This is a genomic window from Segetibacter aerophilus (assembly GCF_007991655.1).
Taxonomy (GTDB): Bacteria; Bacteroidota; Bacteroidia; order Chitinophagales; family Chitinophagaceae; genus Segetibacter; species Segetibacter aerophilus.
The window spans coordinates 1-25,392 of the sequence record NZ_BJYT01000036.1 but is presented as its reverse complement, the minus strand read 5'-3'; the positions used below and the strand labels follow the sequence as shown (position 1 = coordinate 25,392).

Sequence of the window (25,392 nt, the reverse complement as noted above, 5' to 3'; positions counted from 1 at the left end):
AACCGGAGTTACTGCACCTTGTATCATACTAATTCTTCTTTTAATTGTTTTAGTAACTGGTTGCTTTGGACAAATGATTGTCCGAGCAAATCAATTAATTCATTGCTGGTGTATTGGTGTTGTGCTTCGGTGCTGTTTGGGTTCTTGATATCGAAATTGTAATTGCGCTTTTTTAGTTCTTCGGCGCTTACCTTCCATGCATAGGCATTCTCTTGGCGGTTATTCCACCAGGCTTTTTCGAGGTCGAACTCTTTTATATTGATGGGTTTGGTTTTATTGTAGTTCTTTACGCCATGTGGGTAAGGATGTTCGAAATACCAAACGTCTTTGGTGGGGCCGCCTTTTGTAAAAAACAGCAGGTTTGTTTTGATGCCTGTATAAGGGGCAAACACGCCATTGGGCAATCGCACTATTGAATGCAGGTTGCACTTTTCCAGCAGGCTTTCTTTTATACGGGTGGCTACGCCTTCGCCAAACAAAAAGCCATCGGGCAATACCAGTCCGCAGCGTCCGCCATCTTTTAGCAGGTGAATGACCAGCGACATGAACAGGTTGGCTGTTTCGCGGGTACGGTATTGTGCAGGAAAATTATTCTCTACTCCGTCTTCTTCCATACCGCCAAAAGGGGGATTGGTAACAATGACATCTACCCTGTGTTTGTTGCTCCATTCGGTCCAGCTACGGTTGAGCAGGTTGTCGTGTTGTATAACGGGTACCTCTATGCCATGCAAAATAAGATTTGTAGTGGCAAGCATGTGGGGCAACGGTTTCTTTTCGACACCTGTTATGCAGTTTTGCAATTGCTGGCGCTGCTCGAGTGTTTTTACCTTCTGGTGGGTTTCGATATAGTCAATTACGTTGGTAAGGAAACCGGCGGTTCCGCATGCAGGGTCAAGCACTACTTCGCCCAGCTTAGGCGCAATCATTTCAACAATAAACTGAGTAACGGCACGGGGTGTGTAAAACTCACCGGCATTACCGGCACTTTGCAGGTCGCGGAGTATTTGTTCGTAAATATCGTTGAACTGGTGCCGGTCAGATTTTGAGGTTAGCTGAATATCGCTGTTAATCTTGTTGATGACCTGTCGAAGCAGAGTACCACTCTTCATGTAGTTGTAACTGTCTTCGAACACCTGCTTGACCATGAGACCAGCGTCTTTGTTGCCTTTCAGCTTCAGGTCTTTGAGTCGTGGAAATAGTGAGTTGTTGACGAAGCCAAGTAATTCGTCTCCGGTCATGCCTTCTTCATCAGCAGCCCATTCACGCCAACGAAGGTCTTTAGGTATGGGTGATTTATAGTTGTCGTTGGTGATTTCCCAATCTTCTTCTTTTGTATCAAATATTTTCAGAAACAGCATCCAGCCGAGTTGTGAGATACGTTGAGCATCGCCATCAACACCGGCATCTTTGCGCATGATGTCCTGGATGGATTTTATGGTGGAGGTGAGGTTAGACATTGTTATTTATGATTTTAATCCCAAAGGGATTGAATGTTTATAGTAAATGATGTTTTGTTGGTTGTTCGACCCCGAAGGCGTCGTATTATTTTGTTGCGCATGGTTTCTATAAATATTTGATGGCTTCGCCATCTTTGTTCGTCTTATGTTTTTAATCCCCAAGGGATTACATGTTTATAGGAACGACCTTTTGTTGTTGTTCGACCCCGAAGGGGTCGTATTATTTTGTTTCGCGTCGTTTCTATAAATATTTGATGGCTTCGCCATCTTTGTTTGTCTTATGTTTCTAATCCCGAAGGGATTGAATGTTTATAGCAATGATTTTTTGTTGTTGTTCGACCCCGAAGGGGTCGTATTATTTTGTTTTGCGCCGTTTCTATAAATATTGGATGGCTTCGCCATCTTTGTTTGTCTCATGTTTTTAATCCTGAAGGGATTGAATGTTTATAGCAATTGATGTTTTGTTGCTTGTTCGACCCCGAAGGGGTCGTATTATTCTGTTGCGCTTGGTTTCTATAAATATTGGATGGCTTCGCCATCGCACTACGGTCTTTATTCTATCCATTCAAACAAATATTCATCTTTATAATCAATTTGGAACTTGCGTAAAAACTCTACATACTCTTCTTTAAATGTTTGCCGTTTGTGATGTTCCTTCTGGTTCATAATATAACCAACCACATTATCTAATGCTGAGTGACTATACGAGAAGGCACCATATCCATCTTGCCACTGAAAATTAGATTTCATAAAATTATCGTTCACATACTTGTTTGACGATTTCTTTATTTCTCTTATTAAGTCTGATAAGCAACAAGACGGACGCATACCAATCAAAAAATGGATATGGTCAGGCATACCATTAATTGCCAGCATCTTTTGTTCCTTATTTCTTACAATACCTGTTATGTATTTGTACAGTTCATCTTCCCAAACTTCCGAGATCAAGCTTTGTCGACCTTTTACGGCAAAAACGGTTTGAATATATATTTGAGAAAATGTACTGCTCACTTACTAGGCACTTTGGTATAATTGATTTTCCAATTCCTTAATTGCTTCGAAATACTTATCCTTTGTTCCAAACATTCTGATTATTTCAACAGGTGAACCATAATCATCAAAAGGGTGTAAAGAAAGTACTTCTGTGCTTTCGATGGTTGTTATTCCTTCATCAGCATATTTATCTAATAAAGCACTTAATACCTGCCGGGCTTCTTCACCATATTTTGTAAAGTAGTTGCGTTTGGTAACGTTATTAGCTCTTTCCTTCCTGGTCAGAGGAGGTTGGTCATATGCAACATGGCATATTAAATCAAATAAGTCAACTTCTTTATTAACTGCATCCTGCAAAGCGGATACTAAAACACCTTGTTCTTCCAACTCTTTAATAATTGCAGCTTTTCGGTCTGCATCGTTCCATTTGCCTAAAAAATCATTTAGTGTTGCAAACTGATTTTTGATGATCTCTTTTGTATGATCTTTTAGTGAAACTGTTATTGGTTTACCATTATTGTCAAAATACATTTCACGACTTATTAATACCGATACATCAACTCCATTTACATAAACCTTTTCACGTTTTACATAATCTCGATCTATAAATTCACCTGTTCCATCTTCTCCGTACGGTGTTTCTGGTTCCTGCCATTCAAGGCCTTCATTGTCTATTGGTTCAACGTCAACTATTGCCTCCTCCTCTTCTTTGACATCTCCCAGGTCTTCATCTTCTGTAGCCGTTTTAATACGAACAGGGTCGCCGTCAAAAGCACGATCCGCAAAGAGATCTGTTACGTTTCTGAAATCTAGTATGGTAAAATATAATTTCCCAAACTCTTCGTTAATACGGGTACCTCTACCAATGATTTGCTTAAACTCGGTCATGCTCTGGATATTACTGTCGAGTACAATGACTTTGCATGTTTGCGCATCCACTCCGGTTGTCATTAACTTACTGGTGGTAGCTATAACTGGGTATCGTTCTTCAGGATTAATAAAGTTGTCCAACTCTCTTTTGCCTTCATCATTATCACCGGTTATCTGCATTACATATTTGTAATTCTCTCTTACTAAATCACTGTTCTGCTTTGCAATAGCACTGCGCATTCGTTCTGCATGATCTATATCAACACAAAAAATGATTGTTTTTGAAAACCGGTCCGTACCTTTTAGAAATTCCGTTACCTTTTTAGCAACCATATCTGTACGCTCATCAATCACTAAAGTGCGGTCATAATCTTTACGATTATAGATTCTATCTTCTATGATATTTCCGTCTTTATCTGTTTTGTCTTTGTCGGGTCGCCAACCTTCATGGTCTACATTTAGACCAACACGTACGACTCTATATGGTGCAAGAAAACCATCGTCAATTCCTTGCCTTAACGAATAAGTATAGATAGGATCGCCAAAATATTCACTGTTGGATATGGTTTCTGTCTCTTTAGGAGTTGCAGTTAAGCCAACGTGTGTTGCTTTGTTGAAATGCTTTAATATTTCTCTCCATGCACTGTCTTCAGATGCACTTCCACGATGACACTCATCAATGATAATAAGGTCAAAGAAGTCAGGGCTGAATTGCTTGTAAGCATTGGCGGCTTCATCAGTTCCGGATAAACCCTGGTATAAGGCTAAATAAACTTCGTAGCTTTTGTCAACAATTCGGTTCTTAACAACCGTCATTTTATCTTTGAAATGCCTGAAGTCTCCACGCTTTGTTTGATCGATTAAAGCATTTCGATCTGCTAAAAACAGTATTCGCTTCTTCACTCCTGCTTTCCAAAGCCGATAGATAATTTGGAAGGCGGTATAAGTTTTTCCAGTGCCGGTAGCCATTACCAATAGGATTCTGTTTTGGTTTTTGGCAACGGCCTCAATCGTTTTATTAATGGCAACTTGTTGGTAGTACCTTGGCAACCTTCCAGAAGCATCGGAGAAATAATCCTGGGAGATGACTCTTTCTTCCTCCGGTTTTGTTATGCCTTTGTAGTGTTGGTATATCCTCCACAATACATCAGGAGACGGAAATTCATCTAAAGCCAATTTGTTTCAATATTAGTTCCTTTAGCGGTACTATTATGAAATACAAAGCCGTCACCATTACTACTAAAAACACAAGGGATATCAAGAATACGGGCATACTCCAATGCCTGTTGTAATCCTGCACCAACTGTATGATTATTGTCTTTTGCCTCAATAATAGCTATGGGAATATTAGGTTTGTAGTAAAGAATATAGTCGGCCCTCTTTACTTTACCGCGTGCAGTAAGTTTTCCTCGCACGAAAATCTTACCGTCTGTAAAAGATTTTTCTTCCAATACCTGCGTGTCTATATCCCAACCAGCTTTAACAATAGCAGGCGTTATGTATTTCGAACAGACGTCTCTTTCTGAAAGTGATTTTTTATTTACAGTTGTTGTTGACAATTAATCGGGTTTATTTCGATGCTTGTTGAGTAGTCTTTAAAACTATACAGAATGTTGAACAAAACAATGGTTAACCACTACTTTAATTCTAAAGTCATTTGACGAAACTTATACAACTTTTGCTGCATTAATTACAAATCGTACAAGAGTGCGACGCAACGGCTCCTTCATAGAGCACTGTTGTTTGGTTCATAGAAATCTTCTTTACAATTAGCTTTCCTCTGTGCTTGCCTCAATTTCCAACGTACGGTGTCCAAATCCTTAAAAGTATTTCTGATTTCCCTGAAGCTTTTTCCGATTTGATTGAAGGTTTTTCCAATTTCCTTGAACGTTTTTCTGATTTACTTGAAGCTTTTTCCGATTTCATTCAAGGTTTTTCTGATTTCATTGAAGCTTTTTTCGATTTCATTGAGGGTTTTTCCGATTTAATTGAAGGTTTTTCCGATTTCGTTGAGGGTTTTTCCGTTTTCCCTGAAGGTTTCTCTGATTTCCTTGCAGGTTTTTCTGATATCCTTAAGGGTTTTTAGATTTCCTTGCAGGTTTTTCCATTTCCTTAAAACGGGTTCATGAGATTGCTTCGTTCCTCGCAATGACGGGTAACTTCCCTGCAATAACGCTCTTTCACTTATAAATCAATCTCCCCCTACAGCTTTCGTGCAGGTGTAGAATACGGTGGATTTTTAACGGAAGGCCATGGTTCTTTTTCTAATAGTTTCAACGTTTCTTCAACGGCTTTTTCAAGTTGCAGATCTTTGCCTTTCGCTACGGCTGCTGCTGTAATTTTTTGTTCTATATCGGGGGCAACACCCATATTTTCTGCTACCCATTTGTTGTTGATCGGGTCAAATACGCCATTGTCGGGGGCTGTCATTGCGCCTCCATCTACAAAAGCATAATGCACAGAAGACTTTACCAGGCCTCCCCATGTACGGGTCCCGATAAGTGGTCCTACTTTTTGCTGGCGAAAGATCCATGGAAAGAAATCGCCTCCTGATCCTGCCAGTTCATTGATTAATAAAACCTTTGGGCCAAGAATGCCGGCAGGTAACCTGAGCGGGGCACCATTGGGTACTTCATTGGTAAGTGCTGCACGAAGGCGGCGAACCATGAGATCGACCATATAATCGTCTAATAAACCTCCGCCATTGAAGCGCTCATCTATCACTGCGCCTTGCTTATCCTGCTGCGCAAAATAGTAGCGGTTAAAGTTATTGAAACCCGGCCCGCCGGTATTTGGAACCCACACATACGCCAACTTGCCTTTAGATAATTCATCAACTTTCCTGCGGTTATCTTCTACCCATGCAAGCTGCCTCAACGCACTTTCACTTTCCGTAGGTTGCACCCTTATGGTCCATGAACCTTCTGTCGTTGGCTTATTATTAATCGTTAATACAGTTTGAACCTTTGCAGTGGTGTTTAGTAATTCATACGGATCCTTGTTGGCAGTGAGGTTTTCGCCATTAATGGCAATGATATAATCGCCTTCCTGCACTTTTAAGTTAGGCTGCGCAAGTGGAGCAACAAGACCGGGGTTCCAGCTTTCGGTTGTATAAATTCTCTTGATCTTCCACCGTCCATCGGTTTGTATAAGATCAGCACCTAACACACCTGTGCGTGATGTATCTACTTCAGGATAGTTTCCACCTCGGACAAAGCTGTGCCCTACCGAAACTTCTCCGCCCAACATATCGAGGAGATAATTGAGATCGCTGCGGTGCCTGACATACGGAGCAAGCGGTGCATATTGGTCCCAGACCTCCTGCCAGTTTCTTCCATGCATGTTTCTATCGTAAAAATAATCGCGCTCGTAGCGCCATGCTTCTGCAAAGATTTGCTTCCATTCTTCGAGCCGGTTCAGCTCCATTCTAAGGGTCATACCAACCGTACCCTCAGTAGGCGATGGAGGCTTGGCTGTAGAAACTACCCGCCAGCTACTTCCAGCCTTAAAGAGCAGTTTTTCTCCATTTGCCGAAACTGCATATTGTGAACCACCTTTAACCATTTCCTCCATCTTCTTTGCTGCCACCGTGTACAGGCTTAGTGTTGGTCCTGATGCAATGAATACACTGCCTTTAGGACCAGCGAGTAAACCATCATAATTTCCTACCGGTATTGGCATAGCTATAATGCGCCTGTCTATATGTTCCCAATCTATTTTTACCCCTTTGTAAACAGTAGTATCCTTTGTTTTTGGTTTGCTGGTAGTGTCTGGCTCTTCGTCTGTCTTAAGCGGAAAAGGGTTAGGATCTTCTTTACGTAGAATGGTCATGTATACACCAAAGGTTGGACGTGCCTGCTGAGAACTTGTGTTGGCCCATCCAGAACCTAATGCAACATTGGTACTGGCTAAAAAATAAAGGTATCGCCCGTTTAGGTCCCAAACAGGCGAGATGGCATCAGCCATGGGGTCGCTGAGAGGAGCGGTCTTTTTAGTATCTACCGACCACAGCATAATGCTTCTGAAATTGTTGGGAGACGATTTGGTATAGGCAAGCCACTTACTATCGGGCGACCAGGTGAGGTTCATATTTCCCCTGTCGAGATTTGTTCCGCCTATATCGATCGTGGTCGTGTTGCCGCTGGATAATTCAACCATTTTTAGTCTTACCGCATTGTCGGTAAAAGCTATGTATTTACCATTGGGTGACCAGGTACCATCCCATCCTAGTTTGCTTTTACCAAGAGAGATTTTTCTCGGTTCCTTTATACCTTCCTGGTCAGTTATGTAAAGGGCATATCCCTGCCCGTCTCTATCTGAAAACCACGCTATCTCTCTGCCATCGGGTGACCACATAGGTCTGCGATCTGCGGATCCTGAGGAGCGTGTCAGGTTTCTTGGATCGCCGTTTTCAACAGGTACTGTAAATACTTCACCCCTGGCTTCGAGTAAGATTCGTTTGCCTGTAGGCGATAATGAAGCATTCGTTATCTCCGTGGTTACATTTTGTGTGCGGGTTTCTGCCCATGGAAAATCGCCTGTAACTGTTATGTCCAACTGCTTGCTTTGACCAGTGGCAGGATCAAGTGTATGTACATATCCGTTGTGCTCGTACACGAGTTCTTTTCCGTTGCCCTCTAACCATTTAATGTCGCCGCTTTTTAAATTAGTCACTTCACGAACCGCTCCTGATGTTGGATTAAAGGCCCATACATTCATGATAAAATTTCTGTCAGAAAGAAAAAAGACTTCATTATTCATCCAAAGTGGATGTATGTCCATACTGCCGTTTGTAGGTATTGATTGCTCCGTCAAAGTCTTGAGGTCGAGTACCTGTAAGGGAGTATTTTGCCCGCCCCTGTAATGCCTCCACTCTACATCCCACCTGCTTACCCTGTCAACGCAAAGTTTGTTTCCATCAGGCGAATAATTGCCATCAAAAGCCCAGGGAGCCGGAAGCAAAGTAGATGGGCCACCTTTTGTTGAAACTGTCCAGAGACGATTATAAGCAGATGGTGCAGTTTCCCGTGTTGATGCATACAACACCTGTTTACCATCTGGTGTCCATCCTCGTGGTACAGATGGCGCAGGGTACCAGGTAAGGCGTATGGGAGAACCGCCTGCTGCCGGCACTATATATACCTGCGTAACACCTGACCTGTCGGAGCTAAATGCTATCGAGTTTCCATCAGGCGAAAAGTGAGGGTTGCCCTCTACTGCAGCAGTGCTGGTAATGCGTCGTGCATCACCACCGCTTTTTGGCGTTACCCAAATGTCGCCTCCATATTCAAAAGCAATTTGCGTTGCACTGATAGCTGGTTGACGTAGCAGCCGCGTAGGCTGAGCGGGGACAATTTGTGTGGCTAATAAAAATACAACAAGGATAGGTATAGCCGCTTTGTGTGCAGTGATCATAAGGTAAGTTTTGATGGAAGTAACAGACGTGGTATTGCGTGAGTTTCAGCTAATGTAAGCGCTCTTTGGTATTACCCCTTTAAAAAAGTTTTAACCGAAGCCACTTCAGGTCTGTCAGAATTAGTTGATTGGGCAATTTGTATAAGTTGATTAGAATATTCTTTTGCTTGCGTTGAGTTTCCTGATTCCTTGGCGGCAGTGTATGCTCCATACACGCCATTGAACCGGTTTGGTGTATTTCGCAAACTTGCCTTGTAAACATTCAAAGCTTCAGCAGATTTTTTCATTTGCATCAGCATATTGCCTAATAGCTCCCTCGCAGGAATTACATCACCAGGTGTGACCGGATGCTTACCTGTTTTGTCTTCGAGGTCCGCGGCAGCCTTCATCAGTTGTAGAGCTTCATCATTCTTTCCTTCTTTAAAAAGAATCCATGCTTCGCCGGCTTTTGCCTGCACTTGTACTTTGTTTGATTTGAAGGCATCTTTTTGTTCTGACAATTTATTTTGCGCTTGTTGCAGCGCTGTCAATTCAACCTTTGCTGCGGCAAGGTTTCCTGTATTTACACTTCCTAGTAACCGTGCAAAATGTGTGATTGCTTTTTCCCACTGATATTTTTCCCAGTCGAAGTTCGCTTTATGAAAAGGTAGGTTCGCTGCTTCTTTCCATAGTTTATTCTCAATAACATAACGTGCAGGAATAGCGGCAAACGCATAAGCTATTTTAAAATTGGCAGGATGTACTTCTGTAATCGTGTTGAAATAATCGAGTTGCTGCTTTGCATGAATATTATCCCCTTTTTGCAAATAGCTATAAACCAGGTAGTCGAGGCCGTGAAGCTCTTCGTCCCAATGCCCTTTGATACCTCCAGCTTCCGCATAACATTTCGCTGACGATACAGAGCTAATATTTGATTGAATACCTTCATCCCAAAGTCCTAACCGGGTAAAAATATGAGAAGGCATGTGCAGTGCATGAGCCGATGAAGGAGCAACAGCAGCATATTTTCTTGCGGCAGGCAAAGCCCGCTCTGCAAGTTCAGGCGAATCGTAAGTATGAATGATATAATGAACTATACCGGGATGGTTTGGAAACTTAGTATACAAGGCGTTCAATAAATCTCCTGCCTCTTTTTGTTTTGAATAAGTCTTGTCTGAAGGATCTGCCGCCGCATCTAACGCCAGTGCATAAAAAATGGTGGCCTCGTTGTCTTCAGGATTGGCTGAATGTAGTGCCTTCATCGCCGCTTCAAACTTAAGACAACGTGTTCGATGGTCTGTCTTTTCCCAGTTGTTATAGTATGCTGCAATTGCATTAATGTACCCTTCTTCTCTGTTGGTTTTGCCTGGTATAGTTTGAGCAATTTCAAGGGCTTTATTTCCTTTCTTCAATTCTTCAGGAGTTGCCGGACTCCACAACGGATGAAAATTAGACATCGCTACTCCCCAGTAAGCCATCGCACATCCGGGTTCTTCATCGATGACTTTTGCGAACATTTTTTCAGCTTCTTCGTATTCAAACGAGTGCAACATTTTTACAGCAGTAGTGAAGTTGTCTTTGGCCTTGCCTTTACATGATGTCTCAAATTCAAGCGTACCAAACTCCTCCTTTCCCGGGCTACACGAAATAATGTCTCCTCTTTTAAGATTTATTTCATCGATCTTTTTTTGGGAAACCTCAGGAGTATCGTTCTTGCAAGCGACTATAGAAACTGTGATTAAAACAAACAGCCATAGGTAATTTTTAGTCTTCATTTCATAGCTGGTTAAAATGCGTTAGCGGATGATGATTTAGCAACTTTAAAATACACAAGCGTGTTGTGAGATACGAAGTAGTTTGTGCGGCTTTTTCAAAATTCCCTGGTAACAAGTCTTTGCTCCTATTCCTGTTAATTCTAAGTGCTAGTAATTTACAAAAAGCTTCAATATAAAACAACGTGATCTACTAAAGACACTTTTGCTAGATCCTTGTGAGACAACCAATAACTGTTGCAACGTTGTGTTGTTCTATAAGGGAACATGAGCGGTCATTTTATAAATTGTCTATCCTTCAAAAGCATAAGCTAACCTTTAATCAAAGTCACGCCCTTAGAAAAAATTTGCCCTAGACCGGCTTATCATTGCTACCTAAAGCATTGATCCTGTGAATATGAAAAATAGAGTTATTTGATTTATTTTACAGCATTAAATTGATCCGTATATTACTTCGCAATCGATTGCATAATTTTTATTTCTTTAACCCTGTCTCTTACGTAATATTGAATAGGACTACTGTATCCCCAAACAACTAAACTAACGCTGCCGTATGAACAACAATTTGCTAAAGAAGAATTGCATTCTTCTCCTCTTCTTTCTAACTTCTTTTTTCTCTATTAAAGCACAAAGTATTGCGGTCTCCGGTAGGGTAACCGACGACGCAGGCAATGGGCTTGCAGGGGTTACCGTTGGTGTTAAAGGCAATGCTTCAAAAGCGGTGGTTACAGACGGCACCGGCGCCTTTTCTATTCCTGTCGCAACCGGCAAAGAAACTCTCGTGTTTAGCTATGTGGGATTTACCGAGCAGGAAATAAAGCTGCAGAACCAGACCACCCTTGCTGTTTCGCTCGTGCCCCTTTCAAAGTCACTTGAAGACGTGGTTGTAATAGGCTACGGGTCCGTGAAAAGGAAAGACGTGACCGGTGCAGTTGCCGGCATTAATCAAAAGGATATCAAATCGAGGCCGGTAACAAATGCATTGGAAGCAATGCAGGGTAAGGTTGCCGGCGTTGATATTACTTCAAGTGAGCGGCCAGGCACACTTGGTAACATCACTATCCGTGGTGTGCGTTCATTAACTGCATCGAACTCACCTTTATTTGTGGTTGATGGAATTCCATTAATAACCGGGGGTATTGAAAGTATTAATCCAAATGATATTGAAACCATCGATGTTCTGAAAGACGCATCTGCAACCGCTATTTACGGCTCACGTGGCGCCAATGGTGTTGTTATTGTTACTACAAAGCAAGGTAAGACTGGCAGGCTAACCTTAAACTTAAATAGTTCATTTAGATTTGAAAACATAGTTGATAGGGAGAAAATGTTTAACGCTGCTGATTTCATTACTTTCCGCAGATGGGCCTATTATTATGCCGGTTTAAACAGAACAACGGGTATTAGTACTTATCCCAGGGGAGATCAGCCAAATATTGCCAACGACAGAACCTATTTTGCTGCAACTGCTGATCCCTTTGCCTGGGCAAATATTGCGCAGGGCTGGGCGTCGGGTACGTGGGACGGTTCAAAGGTAGCAACTACCGACTGGCGCGGTTTAGTAAAACAGCAATCACTTACCTCAGACAATACTATTAGTGTAAGTGGTGGAACTGATAAAATAAAAGCGTATGGCTCTTTTGGTTATTTAAATAATACTGGTACCATAAGGGGGCAATCTTTTAAAAGATACTCAGCAAAAGTGAATGTAGACTTCGCAGCTACAAAATGGCTTTCTTTCGGTAATAATATTAGCGTTACCTACAGTGCGCAGGAGTATGGCCAGTCGCCCACCAACGTTGCCACTATAGGTACTCCTGCAGGCGGTTTATATGAAAGCGCAAGAGGATTATTCCCCTATGCAGTTCCCTACGATTCTTCGGGTGCAAGAATTCTATTTCCGGGCGGCGATAATTCTTATAAAAACATAGTTGATGAATGGAACTACAACAGGGATCAGAGAGTAACACTCAGGGCATTTGGTAGTTTGTACACCCAGCTAAATTTTGGTTCAATTATCCCGGCATTAAAGGGATTAAGATATCGCCTGAATTTTGGCCCTGATTTTTCTTCTTATCGCGACGGGCTTTATATAGATGCTAACTCAGTAGCAAACGGTGGAAGCACAAACTATGCTTCCCTTATCAATCATAAAACATTTTCATATACACTAGATCATTTGCTTTATTACGACAAAACCGTCGGCGATCATAGTTTCGGTTTAACCTTATTGCAAAGTCAGACAGCATATACAAGAGATACGAGCACGATAACAGGCAATGGTATCCCCCTGCCTTCGCAATTATGGAACGCCCTTTCAAGCGGAACTGTAACCGGGTCACTAAGTACCAGCTCTAACATAGTTCAGCAACAGTTATTATCCTATATGGCAAGACTGAATTACAGCTTCAAGGATAAATACCTCTTAACCATTTCAGCTCGCGATGATGGAGCATCACAGCTCGCTGAAGGGCATAAATACTCCTTGTTCCCATCAGCGGCTCTAGCCTGGAGAATTAACAAAGAAAAATTCATGAGAGTAGGATGGGTTGATGATTTAAAGTTGAGAATTGGAGCCGGGGTTACAGGAAACTCTGCTATCGCACCGTATTCAACACAGGGTGCAGTAACTTCTCTATTCTACCCTTTTGGAGCTAACAATACTGCCGGTTCAATTCCTAATTCAATACTTGCAAACAAAGAACTGGAATGGGAAAAAACGACCCAATACAATTATGGTTTAGATTTTTCTGTCTTTAGAAGAAGGGTTTCAGGCAGCATTGACTACTACACTTCCAAAACGACCGATTTGTTGATGCAACGGTCTATTCCTACAGTAACAGGGTTTACTACCACTTTCGCTAACGTCGGAAAAACAGCTAACCGTGGCGTTGACATTAATATAACCACAGTCAACATCAATCAAAAAGATTTACAGTGGACTACTACCATAAATGCTGCCTGGCAAAAAGACCGCATCGTAACATTATCAAACGGTAACCAGGATGATATAAACAACAACTGGTTTATTGGTCAGCCGGTAGGGGTCATTTATGGTTATAAATCGTTAGGGCTATGGCAGGCTGGTGATTCTGCCCTAATGAAAGGTTATACTACCAATACGTTTTCTGCAGGTAATGTAAAAGTTGCTGACCTTAACGGTGATAATAAAATTGATCCAAACAACGATCGCCAGATTATTGGTTCGACAAGACCGCGCTGGGTGGTTGGTATGACAAATTCCATCAATTATAAAGGCTTTGATTTGTCTATCTTTTTGTATGGACGATTGAGTTATTTGTATAACGCGGGCGGTGAAGGACAGACAGCACGTGGTGTGACAAGACAGATTAATTATTATACTGAAAATAATACGAATGCAGATTTTCAGAAACCAATATTTAATGCAGGAGGTGCCGCACAAGACCCCTATTTTCCTGCTTTAGGCTATCTGCAAGCTTCTTTTATTAAAGTCCGCAACATATCGCTGGGTTATACACTGGGTAGTGAAGCTTTAGGCAAATCAGGTGTGTCAAGTTTAAAAGCATATGTACAAGTGGCAAATCCAGGGATGCTGTTCTCTAAGATAGACTACCTGGATATGGATGTCGTTTCGCCTACCTACAACAGGGGCATCACAATTGGAATCAATGCATCATTTTAATAAGAAAACTTTGAACTATATGAAAAATATTTCTCTTAATAAACTAATGGTTATTGCCACGCTGGTCTTTGCTTCATCGTGCAATAAGGATTTTTTGAAGGAAACACTTACCACTGCAAGGAGTACTGATTTTTATAAAACTGATGCAGGAATACAGCAATTAGCGGTAGGTGCATACTACCAGGTTTTTAATGCCCCGTTCAATGGCGAATGGAACTATGCCTCTACTAACTATGGAACTGATGAATTTCATATTGGCGGAGACCCTTCCAATTCACAATGGAACAATTACGACGCGACATACAACTCGGCAATAGCGACTTCTGGAAATACTGCCGGTAATAATTTACAGTGGGATGCGCTTTACACAGGAATTGGAGATGCTAATTTGTTAATTGAAAATTGCACAAACAGTACCTCTACTTCTGCCGCTATCAAGAGTACAGCTTTAGGAGAAGGTTACTTTATGCGTGCCTACAATTATTTGAGATTGGTAAGCCAATACGGCGGCGTACCATTACAACTTACACCGGTTTCGACTGTACAGGTAGAGTTTACAAGAGCTACACCAAAAGAAGTTTGTGCTCAGATAATTTCTGACCTAACAAATGCTTTAAAACTGTTGCCGACTACCGGTAGCCCTTATCGTATTACCCAGGACGCCGCTGCCCATTATTTAGCAAAAGCATACTTGTTTAGAGCAAGTGAAATAAATAATGCCTGGAACACCGATACCAAGGTGGCCGATTTAACGGCTATTGGTCCACTTTGCGACCAGGTAATTGCTCGTCACCCCTTGGCTTCAAATTTTGGAAGTCTGTGGAATTATACAGCCATAAACTCTGCCAATGAAACTTTGCCCGAGCTTATTCTTTCTGCCCAGTTTACCAATGATGTAAATACCAATCTCGGTAACGGCAATACCCAACATTTGTACTTCGTTTCAAGATATGACGTGCAGGACCAGATGGCTCGTGACCTGACCGGTGACAGACCTTTTAGCAGGTTAGCAACTACTTATTTCATCTATCGTGCTTATGACCTGGTGAATGATTCAAGGTTTTGGAAATCCTTCAGAACAAAAAGCGCTTTAAACGGAGCAACACCGGTTGCCCCAAATGTTAAGGGTGATTTAGGGCTGATGTTTGTGATAAATCAACCGGGCGATACGCGGTTTCCACTATCAAAAATAACTACCTCAACAATACGTAATACAAGTTTCAGTCTTGTTAAGGATGTTAATGGTACAGGAAGAAATATACCAACTACTTACGTGGCTTATCCTGCCGGCAGAACGACAGACGGTGCTCTAAATACAGACCTTACTACTGCAGGGCAGAGTTTTCCATCTCTAAGTAAACACATTGATGGTTCAAGAAAGGCTTTAAATGATGTTGTAGGCCACAGAGATTTTAATTTGGCCAGGTCGGCCGAGACTTATTTAATAGCTGCAGAAGCAAAGATCAGGTTGGCCCAGGCCGGGCAGGGTAGCTATGCCGATGCGTTGCCCTATATTAATGCGGTTCGCACCAGAGCGCAGTATAGTAACGGAGAAAACCGTTCATTGTATTATGATGGAGGAAACACTTTACAATCCGCTTCACTTCAAACCCCTGGAGTTGGAAATTCATTTTTTCCTGCAAATTCATATTATGAGTCGAATAACATTCCCGTAACCACCGCTGCGTCTGCAAGTTTAGCTGTTACTAACACTGCTACATTACCTCCACAAGATGAATACATCATTAATGCCTTGGGCGTTTCAGGTGCTTATGACAGAATGTTATGCTTTGTTCTTAACGAGCGCTCACGTGAATTATGTGGTGAGTATAAACGTTGGGAAGATTTGGCAAGAACACAAACCCTGGTTAAAAGAGTTCAAACCTTTAACCTCGAAGGTGGACCTAATGTAAAACCTTTACACGTTTTACGTCCGATACCACAAACTTTCCTTGATGGAATTCAAGCGGCAGGTTTAGCCTTAACATCATCACAGAAACAAACAATGCAAAACCCGGGTTACTAGTTGCTCATTTAACTGCGTTAGAACCAACTCAAACTTTTATATGTTTGAAGCCGCTGAAATTTCAGCGGCTTTTTTAATGAGACTTGTTGAGAGGCGACCCTGCATAAAAACTACTTCCCTCCTAACAAATTTGCTACACGACCAATAAGCACTGTTGATGTTCGTCAACAACATTGCTTCGTCCCTGGTAAAAGCGTAGCGTTAGCAACACATTACGAAATGGCACCATCTTTTCACAGTTTTATTTAAAACTTTCAATTATGCCAAACCAGGGAAATAAAAGCAAAGGCCAATCAGGCATCGTACAGAAAAAGAAAAGCTCAACCGTAGCTTCCACACCTAAAAAGGGTACTGCCAGTGCTACCAAAAATAGCAGGGACGACAACGGTCAAAGTGCAGCAGGAAGCGATGGCAAAGGCGGAAGCAAAACAATATCCGATGGCGCCGCAAATGATTGATCGAGTCTGCAAAGGGAATTAACCTTCGATGCCGCAAATGCTGTTTGCGGCATTGTCTTTTTGAAGACTTCATAAGTGAAAGTTGCGTTTATAAGCAACAGCGTTGCGGCTATTGTAGAAAAGCAAGACTAAATTGCAGCAAATGGAAACAAAGAACGAGGATTTAAAGATTGAGTTACGAACACTTACGAAGGATGATTATTTGGGTTTGCAATCATCGATGATTGAAGCGTATTCAGATTGGGAAGGTGCATCTTTTTGGGGTGAGTCACACATCAGCAAGCTGGTTGAGATATTTCCCGAAGGGCAGATTTGCCTGGTAGTCAATGGCTCAATAGCAGGATGTGCGTTGTCTCTAATTGTAAATTATGACCAGTTTGGTGACAATCACACCTATGAACAAATAACGGGCAATTATACGTTTTCGACACATGACCCAAAAGGAGATGTCTTATACGGCATCGACTTTTTTGTACATCCTGAATACCGTGGAATGCGCATCGGAAGAAGGTTGTATGACGCCAGAAAGGAAATATGTGAAAGACACAATCTAAGAGCAATAATAGCAGGCGGCCGCATCCCCAAGTACAAAGATTATGCAGACAAACTTTCCCCGAAAGAGTACCTTGATAAGGTGAAGGGAAAAGAGATCCATGACCCTACCCTATCATTCCAGTTGGCCAATGATTTCCACGTAAAGAAAATTTTAAAAGGCTACCTGGCAGGTGATACTGAGTCCCTCGAATACGCCTCGCTTTTAGAATGGAACAACATCTACTACAATGAGGAGGCTGCACACATTAACTCCAAAAAATCTATTATAAGACTAGGCTTAGTACAATGGCAAATGAGACCTTTTCCAAACCTCGAGTCGTTGTGCGAACAAATAGAGTTTTTCGTGGATGTCGTGAGCGACTATCAGAGCGACTTTATCCTATTTCCCGAGTTGTTTAACGCCCCTTTGATGACTGCTTACAATCATATGAGTGGAGCAGAAGCCATGCGCGAAATAGCCAAATGCACAGTGCCTCTGCGGGATAAGTTTATGGAGTATGCGGTCAGCTACAACATAAACATTATTACGGGAAGCATGCCTTATCTCGACAATGGAACACTGCACAATGTGGGCTACCTGTGCCGACGTGATGGCTCATACGAGATGTACCAGAAAATTCACCTGACCCCTGCCGAGAAGAGTTCGTGGGGAATGATCGGCGGTGATTCTATTGCTACTTATGATACTGATTGCGGTAAAATCGGTATCCTCATTTGTTATGATGTTGAGTTTCCCGAACTGCCGCGACTATTGGCCGAACAAGGAATGCAAATTCTTTTTGTACCCTTTATGACTGATACCCAAAATGGATACACGCGTGTTCGTAGTTGCGCACAGGCGAGGGCAATAGAAAACGAGTGTTATGTTGCCATAGCCGGAAGTGTAGGGAACCTTCCAAAAGTTCATAATATGGATATTCAATATGCTCAGTCTGCCGTGTTTACACCTTCTGATTTTTCCTTTCCAAGTAATGGGATCAAAGCGGAAGCAACACCAAATACCGAGACGACGCTAATTGCCGACGTGGATGTAGACCTATTGAAAGAACTGCATAGTTTCGGCGCAGTTAGAAATCTTAAAGACAGGAGAACAGACATTTATAAGATCATCAATAAGAGTAAAAAGTAGGCCCTTCGATTAATTGAACCTTTTGTCACTATAACCTGTTTAGACAAATAGAAAGCGCTGTCAATATTTCATTCCTGCATATTACGAATGAGATATGTTGGTTAGTTAAAACCTTTTAGCAACAGTTTTTTAAAATCGCATAAAGTTTGCTATTCCTATTTTTGTAAAGTCTTATGCTGAAGTTTGTACTAACCATATTACTTTTTAGTTCGGGGTTAAAAATTATTACCGGAAATGGCCTTATGATGCTCAAATCCGAACTGGAGAAAGTTCTTCTTGATGATAATGAAGACGGGAAAGAAAAAGCGGAGAAAAAAACAGACAAGCAAAGTGGCGAGGATAATTTCCCTGTTTATCATTTGTTTCGCCCTGGCATAACACCTAATATAGCCTCTTGCAAAATACCTTTAAGACATCATAATCCCTATCAGAGTTTTTTTGACCAGCCTAATACCCCTCCTCCCGACCTTGTGTAACCTCTCTTCTTCTACTACAGTAGAAGCTGTTGAATTTCTTTTTTAACTCCCTGCATTAAGGTTTGCAACTGCACAACCATTGAAGCGAAGTGAAAATGATGCTTTGAAAAACAATTGCAGCCAAGCAAAAGTTCTTCAAACAGCTTCTTACAACCCGAGTTTTATTCATTCCACAAACTTTAATAAGCAGGTTATGAAAAAGTCTGTGTTTACAAATCTTAAATATGACATTCCCTCTAGTATAGTTGTTTTTTTAGTGGCAGTACCATTATGCCTGGGTATTGCACTTGCTTCAGGTGCGCCCTTTTTTAGTGGTTTAATTGCCGGTATTGTCGGTGGTATTGTTATCGGTAGTTTAAGTAATTCGCAGTTAAGCGTTAGTGGCCCTGCGGCAGGTTTAACTGCTATTGTGTTAGCCGGTATAACCAGGCTTGGTGCTTTTGAAACATTTTTGGCAGCCGTATTTTTAGCCGGCCTTATCCAACTTCTACTGGGTTTCTTAAAAGCCGGTAGTATTGCCAATTACTTTCCTGGAAGCGTTATCAAGGGGATGCTTACCGCTATTGGTGTTATCATTATTCTAAAACAAATACCCCACGCTTTTGGCTACGATAAAGACGCCGAAGGAGAAACAGCGTTTCAGCAAGCTAATGGAAACAATACTTTCTCTGCGCTTTTAGAGCCTTTACAACACATCCACATTGGCGTTACCATTATTACATTAGTAGCATTAACAATTCTGGTTCTGTGGGAAAAGCCCTTTATGAAACGCTTTAAAGTAGTTCCCGGTGCATTGGCTGCAGTGGTTGTAAGTGTTCTGCTCAACAACTTGTTCAATGCTTTTTTCCCAGCAATTGCAGTTGAAAAAGAGCACCTGGTACAAGTGCCCGTTGCCGGTAGTTTCGATGAATTTCTTGGATTATTTACCCTCCCCAATTTTTCAGCTATTACAAATAAAGATGTGATCATAACAGCTTTCACAATTGCTGCAGTAGCTTCAATTGAAACTTTACTTTGTATCGAAGCTGTAGACAAGATGGATCGCTTACGGAGGGCAACTAACCAAAATCGAGAACTAAAGGCGCAAGGAATTGGTAATATGGTTTCCGGTTTGCTGGGTGGCCTGCCCGTTACAAGCGTGATTGTACGTTCTTCCGCAAACATAAATGCAGGTGCTCAAACAAAAGCATCTACTATTATTCACGGTACATTAATACTGGTTTGTTCCGCATTTATACCCGGTGTTCTAAATATGATTCCGTTGGGTGCGCTGGCAGCCATTTTATTAATTACCGGTTATAAGCTGGCCCGTATTTCAATCTTCAAGGAAATGTTTGCAAACGGAAAATACCAGTGGGTTCCTTTTATAGTAACAGTTGTTGCAGTAGTTTTCACTGACCTGTTGACGGGTGTAGGTTTAGGACTACTAACAAGCATGGTTGCAATACTTTACGGCAACATGAAAAACTCTTATTACTTCCATAAAGAAAATCATCATGAAGGCGAGGTAATAAGAATTCAGTTGTCGGAAGAGGTATCGTTTTTAAATAAGGCAAGTATTAAACTTACTTTGAACCATTTGCCTGCAAATTCAAAAGTTGTTATAGATGCTACTAAAACAACGTATATCGATTATGATGTGCTGGAGTTGATTAAGGAGTTTAAAAATATCAAAGCACCTGAAAAAAATATAGATTGTATACTTACTGGTTTGCGGGAAAAATACAAGATCGACAACACGCATCATGTTATATCTGAAAGGCAAGCTTTTACTGATAGAAATGAAAGTTTTACTAATCAAGAAACCGGAATACTGGTTTATAATTAACCCTTTAAATTTTTAAGTCATGAGAACTTTAAGTAAAGAATTACAGGAAAAGATCACTCCAAAAGAAGCGCTGGAAATATTGCAAGAAGGTAATAAACGGTTTGTACAAAACCTGAAAGTAAACCGCAACTTGCTTGAGCAGGTAAACAATACGAGCGAGGGACAATGGCCGTTTGAAGTAATCTTAAGTTGCATAGACAGCCGAACATCGGCAGAACTAATTTTTGACCAGGGGCTTGGAGATATTTTTAGTGTGCGTATAGCTGGCAACGTAATTAATGATGATATTTTGGGCAGTATGGAATTCGCCTGTAAGATTGCGGGTTCTAAATTTATTCTCGTATTAGGTCATACAAAATGCGGAGCTGTAAAAGGTGCATGCGACCATGTAGAAATGGGCCACTTATCTAAGCTGCTTTCTAAAATACAGCCGGCAGTACAGGCCGAAAAGACCACGACTGAAAACCGAACTTCAGCCAACCCGGAATTTGTAGAGAACGTCTCAAGAATTAATGTAATAAGAAATGTGGAGGAGATCTTGAATAGAAGCAACATCATTCGCGAGATGGTAGAAGAAGGGAAAATAGGAATCTGCGGTGCAATGTATGATGTTACATCCGGCAACACTGAGTTTTATGAAGAGACCGTGATTATAAATGAACCCAAAGGAGCAGAATTGATGATGGCATAAAGATAGAAAAGTGATTGTTGCAGCGAAGAGATAAAGGAAGGAACGATAACAAGTTCCTTCCTTTATTTTCTTGATTACTTAATAGCGCTACCTAGGCATACTACCTTTTAATGCTTTGGCCTTCTCTTCGAAATGGTTTCATCCTACATTTATTTACTGTGCACTTAACAACACACTAAAATTTTTAACTGGTCCAAGTACTGTCTCCAACTTAAGCTGCACTTTGGTAGCTGCATAACCGGGTTTTACAGAAACAGGAATACTGATCTTTCCGCCTTTTGCAAGTACCATCGGAAAGGCTGGAAGCTTCACAATAAACGCTTCAAGATTTTTACCTAACAGTTCAGCACCTATTAATTCTACAGCATCGCCCTGGTTGGTTATTTGAAGTTGTTGCGGCGTTGCATTTATCGCTATCTCGTTTTTATTGCTTGCTAGTTTCGGTGTTTTTGACACATTAAAGTCAATTGATCGTAATTGAATATCCCTCAAAAAATGCTCTGCTCCCTCGCTTTGAAACTGTAGCTGTCCACTGGTTGTTTGTTCATTCAGGTCCGTTCTGTAAATATTATAAATTCGGTTTACAACAAATCCATTTACGATAAATACTGCATCTGCACCACGAGCTACCAGGTCTACTTTTGTCCATTCACCATGCGGACTTTCAAAATTAGTGGAACGATAAACCCTGTTTTTTGTAAGTTGAAATGGGGCGGAAGGATCATATTGATCGACTGGATCATTTCCATCTTTCCCCTTTGAAATTTGTATTTCCGGAATACCTGCACCCACGTTATGGTAATCGGCTACGTCCGTTTCCTGTATCTGCAATTCAAGACTTCGCATCCAACATGTCGAGCCAAAATCGTAAGGAAGTGAACAATGAAATAACAGGCCGCCATCGGCCACCACGTTTTCCCTTGGAGCCCATTTCTTTTCTCCGAATCTTACGTCGAAACGCAAATGATAATTGCTGTAAGATTCATTAGTAAACATGCCACCCCAATCTTGACCCGAAATATGTATCATCCCGTTGTCGACAGTAAAAACGCCATGCGGATCTTTGTTTAAACCGATAGGCTGTTTATCGGCTGGCGCTTCGGAGGGACGTAAGTAAGTTCCCCAGTTACTCAAATCCTTACCGTTAAATAAGCTCTTCCATCCATTGCTTTGTTTTTGCGCAATTGTGTTATAGCTGATAAAGGCTGGCATTACTGTTAACAGAAATAATCTTAATACAATATGGGTTTGAAATTTTACATGTAGCAGAACCTGTTTCATAATATTAATTTTTTCAAAAGTACCAGCCATTCTTACGGTGCTATTTGTACAAATTCAAGGATTATTGGTAGTTTCATTTTTATGCGGCGCTATCTTCAATATGAACCTTTCAACGTGTATTGCTTTGATGCAGACGCATGGGAGCATCCTGTTCATAAGCACAGCTACTTCGAGATTATTTTTATAAGGGAAGGCACCGGCAAGCATTACATCAATGGCAATGAATTTTTTTATAAGAGTGGAGATGTTTTCCTGCTAGGGCATGAAGATTATCACTATTTCGAAATAGAACAACATACCTGTTTCAACTACATCCGGTTCACGGAAGTTTTTATAAAACAAGCGTCTTCGGCAAAGCAACAGGACTGGCTAAAGACAATAGAGTTGTTGCTTAACACGCCTTATCAGTCTAACGGGGCAGTGGTAAAAAATGAGCAGGACAAAATGCGGCTCGATCACTTGTTGACGGTGCTCATAGAGGAATACGAAAACAGGCAGCACGGGTTTTTCGAAGCAGTAATGGATGGCTTAATGAAAGCTATCCTTAGTATCATAGCCCGTAACTTAATTATGGAGCCGGTACATGAAACAAAGGAAGTTGCGTCTTCTTTGTTTGAAGCGTTATTGGTGCATATCAGGACAAATATCTGTATTCCGGAAAAACTGCGAGTTGAACATCTTGCCGAAGTTTTTCATTATTCACCCAGTTACCTCAGCACCTATTTCAAGAAGCAAGCGGGCGAAGCATTACAACAGTATATTTTAAAGTACAAGCTTACGCAGGTTGAAAACCGTTTGAAATATAGCGAAAAGAGCATCTCACAAATTGCTCACGAGTTTGGCTTTAGTGATGAAAGCCATTTCAACAAAACTTTCAAAAAACACTACGCCATTGCCCCCAGGGATTACAGAAAGCAGAAGGTATCATAGAAACAGGGCTATTCTCATACCTCTAAGCTTTTAATGTTTTTGACTTAAAATATGGTTTCATAAGAATTTTGAAATCCGCGATTGGTAATACCATTTACTTCGTTCCTTACATACAGTTATAGCTAATCCAATACAAATTGCCCTTCTTCATAAATAACTGTTTGGGTATTATCACGCAAGGTTGCTGTCACCGTTCTGTTGGTAGTGCTAATGATATCGGTGTGCACTTTTGGACAACTGTTGTAACCCATCTCCGCCCATTGTTCGTCTGATACAGTTGACATATCTCCTGCGAAAGTATCCTTATAAGCATTGCCAAGTGCTATGTGTGTGTTTCCAAATTCACCTCCTGTATTTTCATCAAAAAGCGTAGTGGCCATGAACTTTGTAATGCGCGAATGACGCCTGTCTGTTAGTGAAAATTCTCCCACCTTATCCGCATTCTCTTGTGAAATCATTTCCTTCAAAGCATCTTCATTTTCCGAAGCAGACGAGGCCACCACTATCCCGTTTTCAAATTGAAGAGATACGCCTGCTATACGCTTGCCCGAATAATACAGTGGCTGATTAAAGTTGATATACCCATTAGTGCCTCTCCAATCCGGCGATGTAAAAATTTCGAAGCTCGGAATATTCTTTCCTCCACCACTTAACCATTTACGATGTTGACCTATTTGCACTTCGAGATCTACATCCTCACCTTTTATGTGCAGCTTCTCAATCTCCAATGCATCCAGCTTATCTTTTATGTCCTCTATCTCTTTTTGTACGGCCTTCCATTTTGTTACCGGGTCGTCCTCCCGCAGGTAACATGCTTCGATAATTTGCTCCCAGTACTCTTCCAACGTCAGCCCGGCCTCATCAGCCATCGATTGAGTACCATAGAGGCAAAGCGACCAGGACAGCTTTCCTGCCTGCTCTTTCATTTCCCGCATCTTCATGTACGGCGCCCTTGCGCTGTTCATCATGCTAATCTTCGCCGAAGGAATTCCTTCGAGGTAGTGAATATCAGGCTCGGAAATAATAAAGAGAATATGATCCGTAGCATCAACTATTCCTTGCCAGTAAGGCCTGGCAAAAAAACTAATTTGTTCGTCGCTACCATTCTGAAGCAAGAAGCGGGGAAGACTATTATCCCTTGTGTTGTCGGGTTGATAATTGGAAATTACGTTTCCTCCCGCACCATAGATCTCTCTGGCAATAGCCGTAAAAAGGTCTTTAGTACACTCTTGTCCAATAAGGAAAACGGTGTCGCCTTTACTGATACCATTACCGTTATTTAAAGCATAGTGCACCATCACCTGCGCATATTTTTTCAGCAGGCTTTCATCGAGCTTCATCATAAATATTCTAGTTTGAAACAAACGAAGTTATGTAGGGCTGGGCAAAGTAAAACTGTAACTACTTTTCCTTTTTATGCTTATGAAAACACAAATACAAATGCTCGCATACTTACCCATGTTCAACAGAGTCCATTTTCCAAAAAGCACGTTGCTCAGCTTGTCACTTTCTTTGTCTTGAAACAAAGAAAGTAACCAAAGAAAATTCAAGAAAGGAACGATAACAGCCCGTCCCTTTCGTTGTTCCTTGATTTAGCTGTAGTGCTACTGTGGCTTCAGCAGTTAATTTTCATGCCTTTTCTTTTTTGTCTTCTAAAATGAAACAGAGCTGAAAAACAGTCAAAGCATCAAGGCTCAACTGTCCTTCACCACAGTACTACGAAAGTCTAATTGAAATACCAGTTCCGAAAACGGGCTGTTTCGTTTTCGGAGGCCTTTTTTTGTTTCGGGGGGCAAGCAAAAAAGAAAATATTCTAGTGAAGAATTAAAATACAAATGCTCGCATACTTACCATGTTCAAAGGATTCC

Annotated in this window: 15 protein-coding genes and 1 pseudogene; 9 read left to right on the top strand and 7 right to left on the bottom strand. The window is 41.4% G+C overall.

The features are described from left to right. Window positions 1-23: 23 nt before the first annotated feature. From SAE01_RS22855 to hsdR, 3 genes and pseudogenes are all read right to left on the bottom strand, one after another. Window positions 24-1,457: a type I restriction-modification system subunit M gene (locus tag SAE01_RS22855; protein ID WP_147206158.1), complete on the bottom strand. Its 1,434-nt coding sequence runs from the start codon at window positions 1,455-1,457 to the stop codon at window positions 24-26. 552 nt (window positions 1,458-2,009) lie between these two features. Then, window positions 2,010-2,468, bottom strand: a complete 459-nt coding sequence (tnpA, locus tag SAE01_RS22850) for an IS200/IS605 family transposase (RefSeq protein ID WP_147206157.1) — start codon at window positions 2,466-2,468, stop codon at window positions 2,010-2,012. Between the two features lie 3 nt (window positions 2,469-2,471). Then, window positions 2,472-4,879, bottom strand: a pseudogene (gene hsdR / locus SAE01_RS22845) (EcoAI/FtnUII family type I restriction enzme subunit R). Window positions 4,880-5,106: 227 nt separating this feature from the next. Between hsdR and SAE01_RS22840 the strand changes: the two are divergent. Then, window positions 5,107-5,406: a hypothetical protein gene (locus SAE01_RS22840; RefSeq protein ID WP_147206156.1), complete on the top strand. Its 300-nt coding sequence runs from the start codon at window positions 5,107-5,109 to the stop codon at window positions 5,404-5,406. Window positions 5,407-5,522: 116 nt separating this feature from the next. Here SAE01_RS22840 and SAE01_RS22835 read toward each other — a convergent pair whose 3' ends face one another. Further along, window positions 5,523-8,735, bottom strand: a complete 3,213-nt coding sequence (locus tag SAE01_RS22835; RefSeq protein WP_147206155.1) for a S41 family peptidase — start codon at window positions 8,733-8,735, stop codon at window positions 5,523-5,525. A gap of 71 nt (window positions 8,736-8,806) precedes the next feature. Continuing rightward, on the bottom strand, window positions 8,807-10,489 hold the full coding sequence (locus tag SAE01_RS22830) for a tetratricopeptide repeat protein (protein ID WP_147206154.1): 1,683 nt from the start codon (window positions 10,487-10,489) through the stop codon (window positions 8,807-8,809). A 550-nt stretch (window positions 10,490-11,039) separates the two neighbouring features. On the opposite strand from SAE01_RS22830, the gene SAE01_RS22825 reads away from it, so the two are divergent. The 7 genes from SAE01_RS22825 to SAE01_RS22795 all read left to right on the top strand — a co-directional run bounded on the left by SAE01_RS22825 (window position 11,040) and on the right by SAE01_RS22795 (window position 21,313). Then, window positions 11,040-14,150, top strand: coding sequence for a SusC/RagA family TonB-linked outer membrane protein (locus SAE01_RS22825; RefSeq protein WP_147206153.1), 3,111 nt, complete (start codon window positions 11,040-11,042; stop codon window positions 14,148-14,150). Window positions 14,151-14,169: 19 nt separating this feature from the next. Next, window positions 14,170-16,176: a RagB/SusD family nutrient uptake outer membrane protein gene (locus SAE01_RS22820; RefSeq protein WP_147206152.1), complete on the top strand. Its 2,007-nt coding sequence runs from the start codon at window positions 14,170-14,172 to the stop codon at window positions 16,174-16,176. Between the two features lie 260 nt (window positions 16,177-16,436). After that, the gene (locus tag SAE01_RS22815) at window positions 16,437-16,634 is read left to right on the top strand and encodes a hypothetical protein (protein WP_147206151.1); all 198 of its coding nucleotides are present in this window, start codon (window positions 16,437-16,439) and stop codon (window positions 16,632-16,634) included. A 142-nt stretch (window positions 16,635-16,776) separates the two neighbouring features. Further along, the gene (locus SAE01_RS22810) at window positions 16,777-18,318 is read left to right on the top strand and encodes a bifunctional GNAT family N-acetyltransferase/carbon-nitrogen hydrolase family protein (RefSeq protein WP_147206150.1); all 1,542 of its coding nucleotides are present in this window, start codon (window positions 16,777-16,779) and stop codon (window positions 18,316-18,318) included. 242 nt (window positions 18,319-18,560) lie between these two features. Next, window positions 18,561-18,794, top strand: a complete 234-nt coding sequence (locus SAE01_RS22805; RefSeq protein WP_170234253.1) for a hypothetical protein — start codon at window positions 18,561-18,563, stop codon at window positions 18,792-18,794. 193 nt (window positions 18,795-18,987) lie between these two features. Then, the gene (locus SAE01_RS22800) at window positions 18,988-20,622 is read left to right on the top strand and encodes a SulP family inorganic anion transporter (RefSeq protein WP_147206148.1); all 1,635 of its coding nucleotides are present in this window, start codon (window positions 18,988-18,990) and stop codon (window positions 20,620-20,622) included. Window positions 20,623-20,641: 19 nt separating this feature from the next. Then, window positions 20,642-21,313, top strand: coding sequence for a carbonic anhydrase family protein (locus SAE01_RS22795; RefSeq protein ID WP_147206147.1), 672 nt, complete (start codon window positions 20,642-20,644; stop codon window positions 21,311-21,313). A gap of 153 nt (window positions 21,314-21,466) precedes the next feature. On the opposite strand, the gene SAE01_RS22790 is transcribed toward SAE01_RS22795, so the two are convergent. Next, complete coding sequence (locus SAE01_RS22790; RefSeq protein ID WP_170234252.1) at window positions 21,467-22,594, bottom strand: 3-keto-disaccharide hydrolase; 1,128 nt, start codon at window positions 22,592-22,594, stop codon at window positions 21,467-21,469. 81 nt (window positions 22,595-22,675) lie between these two features. Here SAE01_RS22790 and SAE01_RS22785 point away from each other — a divergent pair, with 81 nt between their 5' ends. After that, a complete protein-coding gene (locus SAE01_RS22785; RefSeq protein WP_147206145.1) occupies window positions 22,676-23,524 on the top strand; it encodes a helix-turn-helix domain-containing protein in 849 nt (282 codons plus the stop codon). Window positions 23,525-23,646: 122 nt separating this feature from the next. Here the strand turns inward: SAE01_RS22785 and SAE01_RS22780 are convergent, their stop codons facing one another. Further along, window positions 23,647-24,867, bottom strand: coding sequence for an aminopeptidase (locus tag SAE01_RS22780; protein ID WP_246113313.1), 1,221 nt, complete (start codon window positions 24,865-24,867; stop codon window positions 23,647-23,649). Window positions 24,868-25,392: the final 525 nt, after the last annotated feature.

Excerpts from the sequence above, each read along its gene's own strand:
- SAE01_RS22855 (WP_147206158.1), bottom strand. The coding sequence starts at position 1,457 with ATGTCTAACCTCACCTCCACCATAAAATCCATCCAGGACATCATGCGC.
- SAE01_RS22835 (WP_147206155.1), bottom strand. The coding sequence starts at position 8,735 with ATGATCACTGCACACAAAGCGGCTATACCTATCCTTGTTGTATTTTTA.
- SAE01_RS22830 (WP_147206154.1), bottom strand. The coding sequence starts at position 10,489 with ATGAAGACTAAAAATTACCTATGGCTGTTTGTTTTAATCACAGTTTCT.
- SAE01_RS22825 (WP_147206153.1), top strand. The coding sequence starts at position 11,040 with ATGAACAACAATTTGCTAAAGAAGAATTGCATTCTTCTCCTCTTCTTT.
- SAE01_RS22820 (WP_147206152.1), top strand. The coding sequence starts at position 14,170 with ATGAAAAATATTTCTCTTAATAAACTAATGGTTATTGCCACGCTGGTC.
- SAE01_RS22815 (WP_147206151.1), top strand. The coding sequence starts at position 16,437 with ATGCCAAACCAGGGAAATAAAAGCAAAGGCCAATCAGGCATCGTACAG.
- SAE01_RS22810 (WP_147206150.1), top strand. The coding sequence starts at position 16,777 with ATGGAAACAAAGAACGAGGATTTAAAGATTGAGTTACGAACACTTACG.
- SAE01_RS22805 (WP_170234253.1), top strand. The coding sequence starts at position 18,561 with ATGATGCTCAAATCCGAACTGGAGAAAGTTCTTCTTGATGATAATGAA.
- SAE01_RS22800 (WP_147206148.1), top strand. The coding sequence starts at position 18,988 with ATGAAAAAGTCTGTGTTTACAAATCTTAAATATGACATTCCCTCTAGT.
- SAE01_RS22795 (WP_147206147.1), top strand. The coding sequence starts at position 20,642 with ATGAGAACTTTAAGTAAAGAATTACAGGAAAAGATCACTCCAAAAGAA.
- SAE01_RS22790 (WP_170234252.1), bottom strand. The coding sequence starts at position 22,594 with ATGAAACAGGTTCTGCTACATGTAAAATTTCAAACCCATATTGTATTA.
- SAE01_RS22785 (WP_147206145.1), top strand. The coding sequence starts at position 22,676 with ATGCGGCGCTATCTTCAATATGAACCTTTCAACGTGTATTGCTTTGAT.
- SAE01_RS22780 (WP_246113313.1), bottom strand. The coding sequence starts at position 24,867 with ATGATGAAGCTCGATGAAAGCCTGCTGAAAAAATATGCGCAGGTGATG.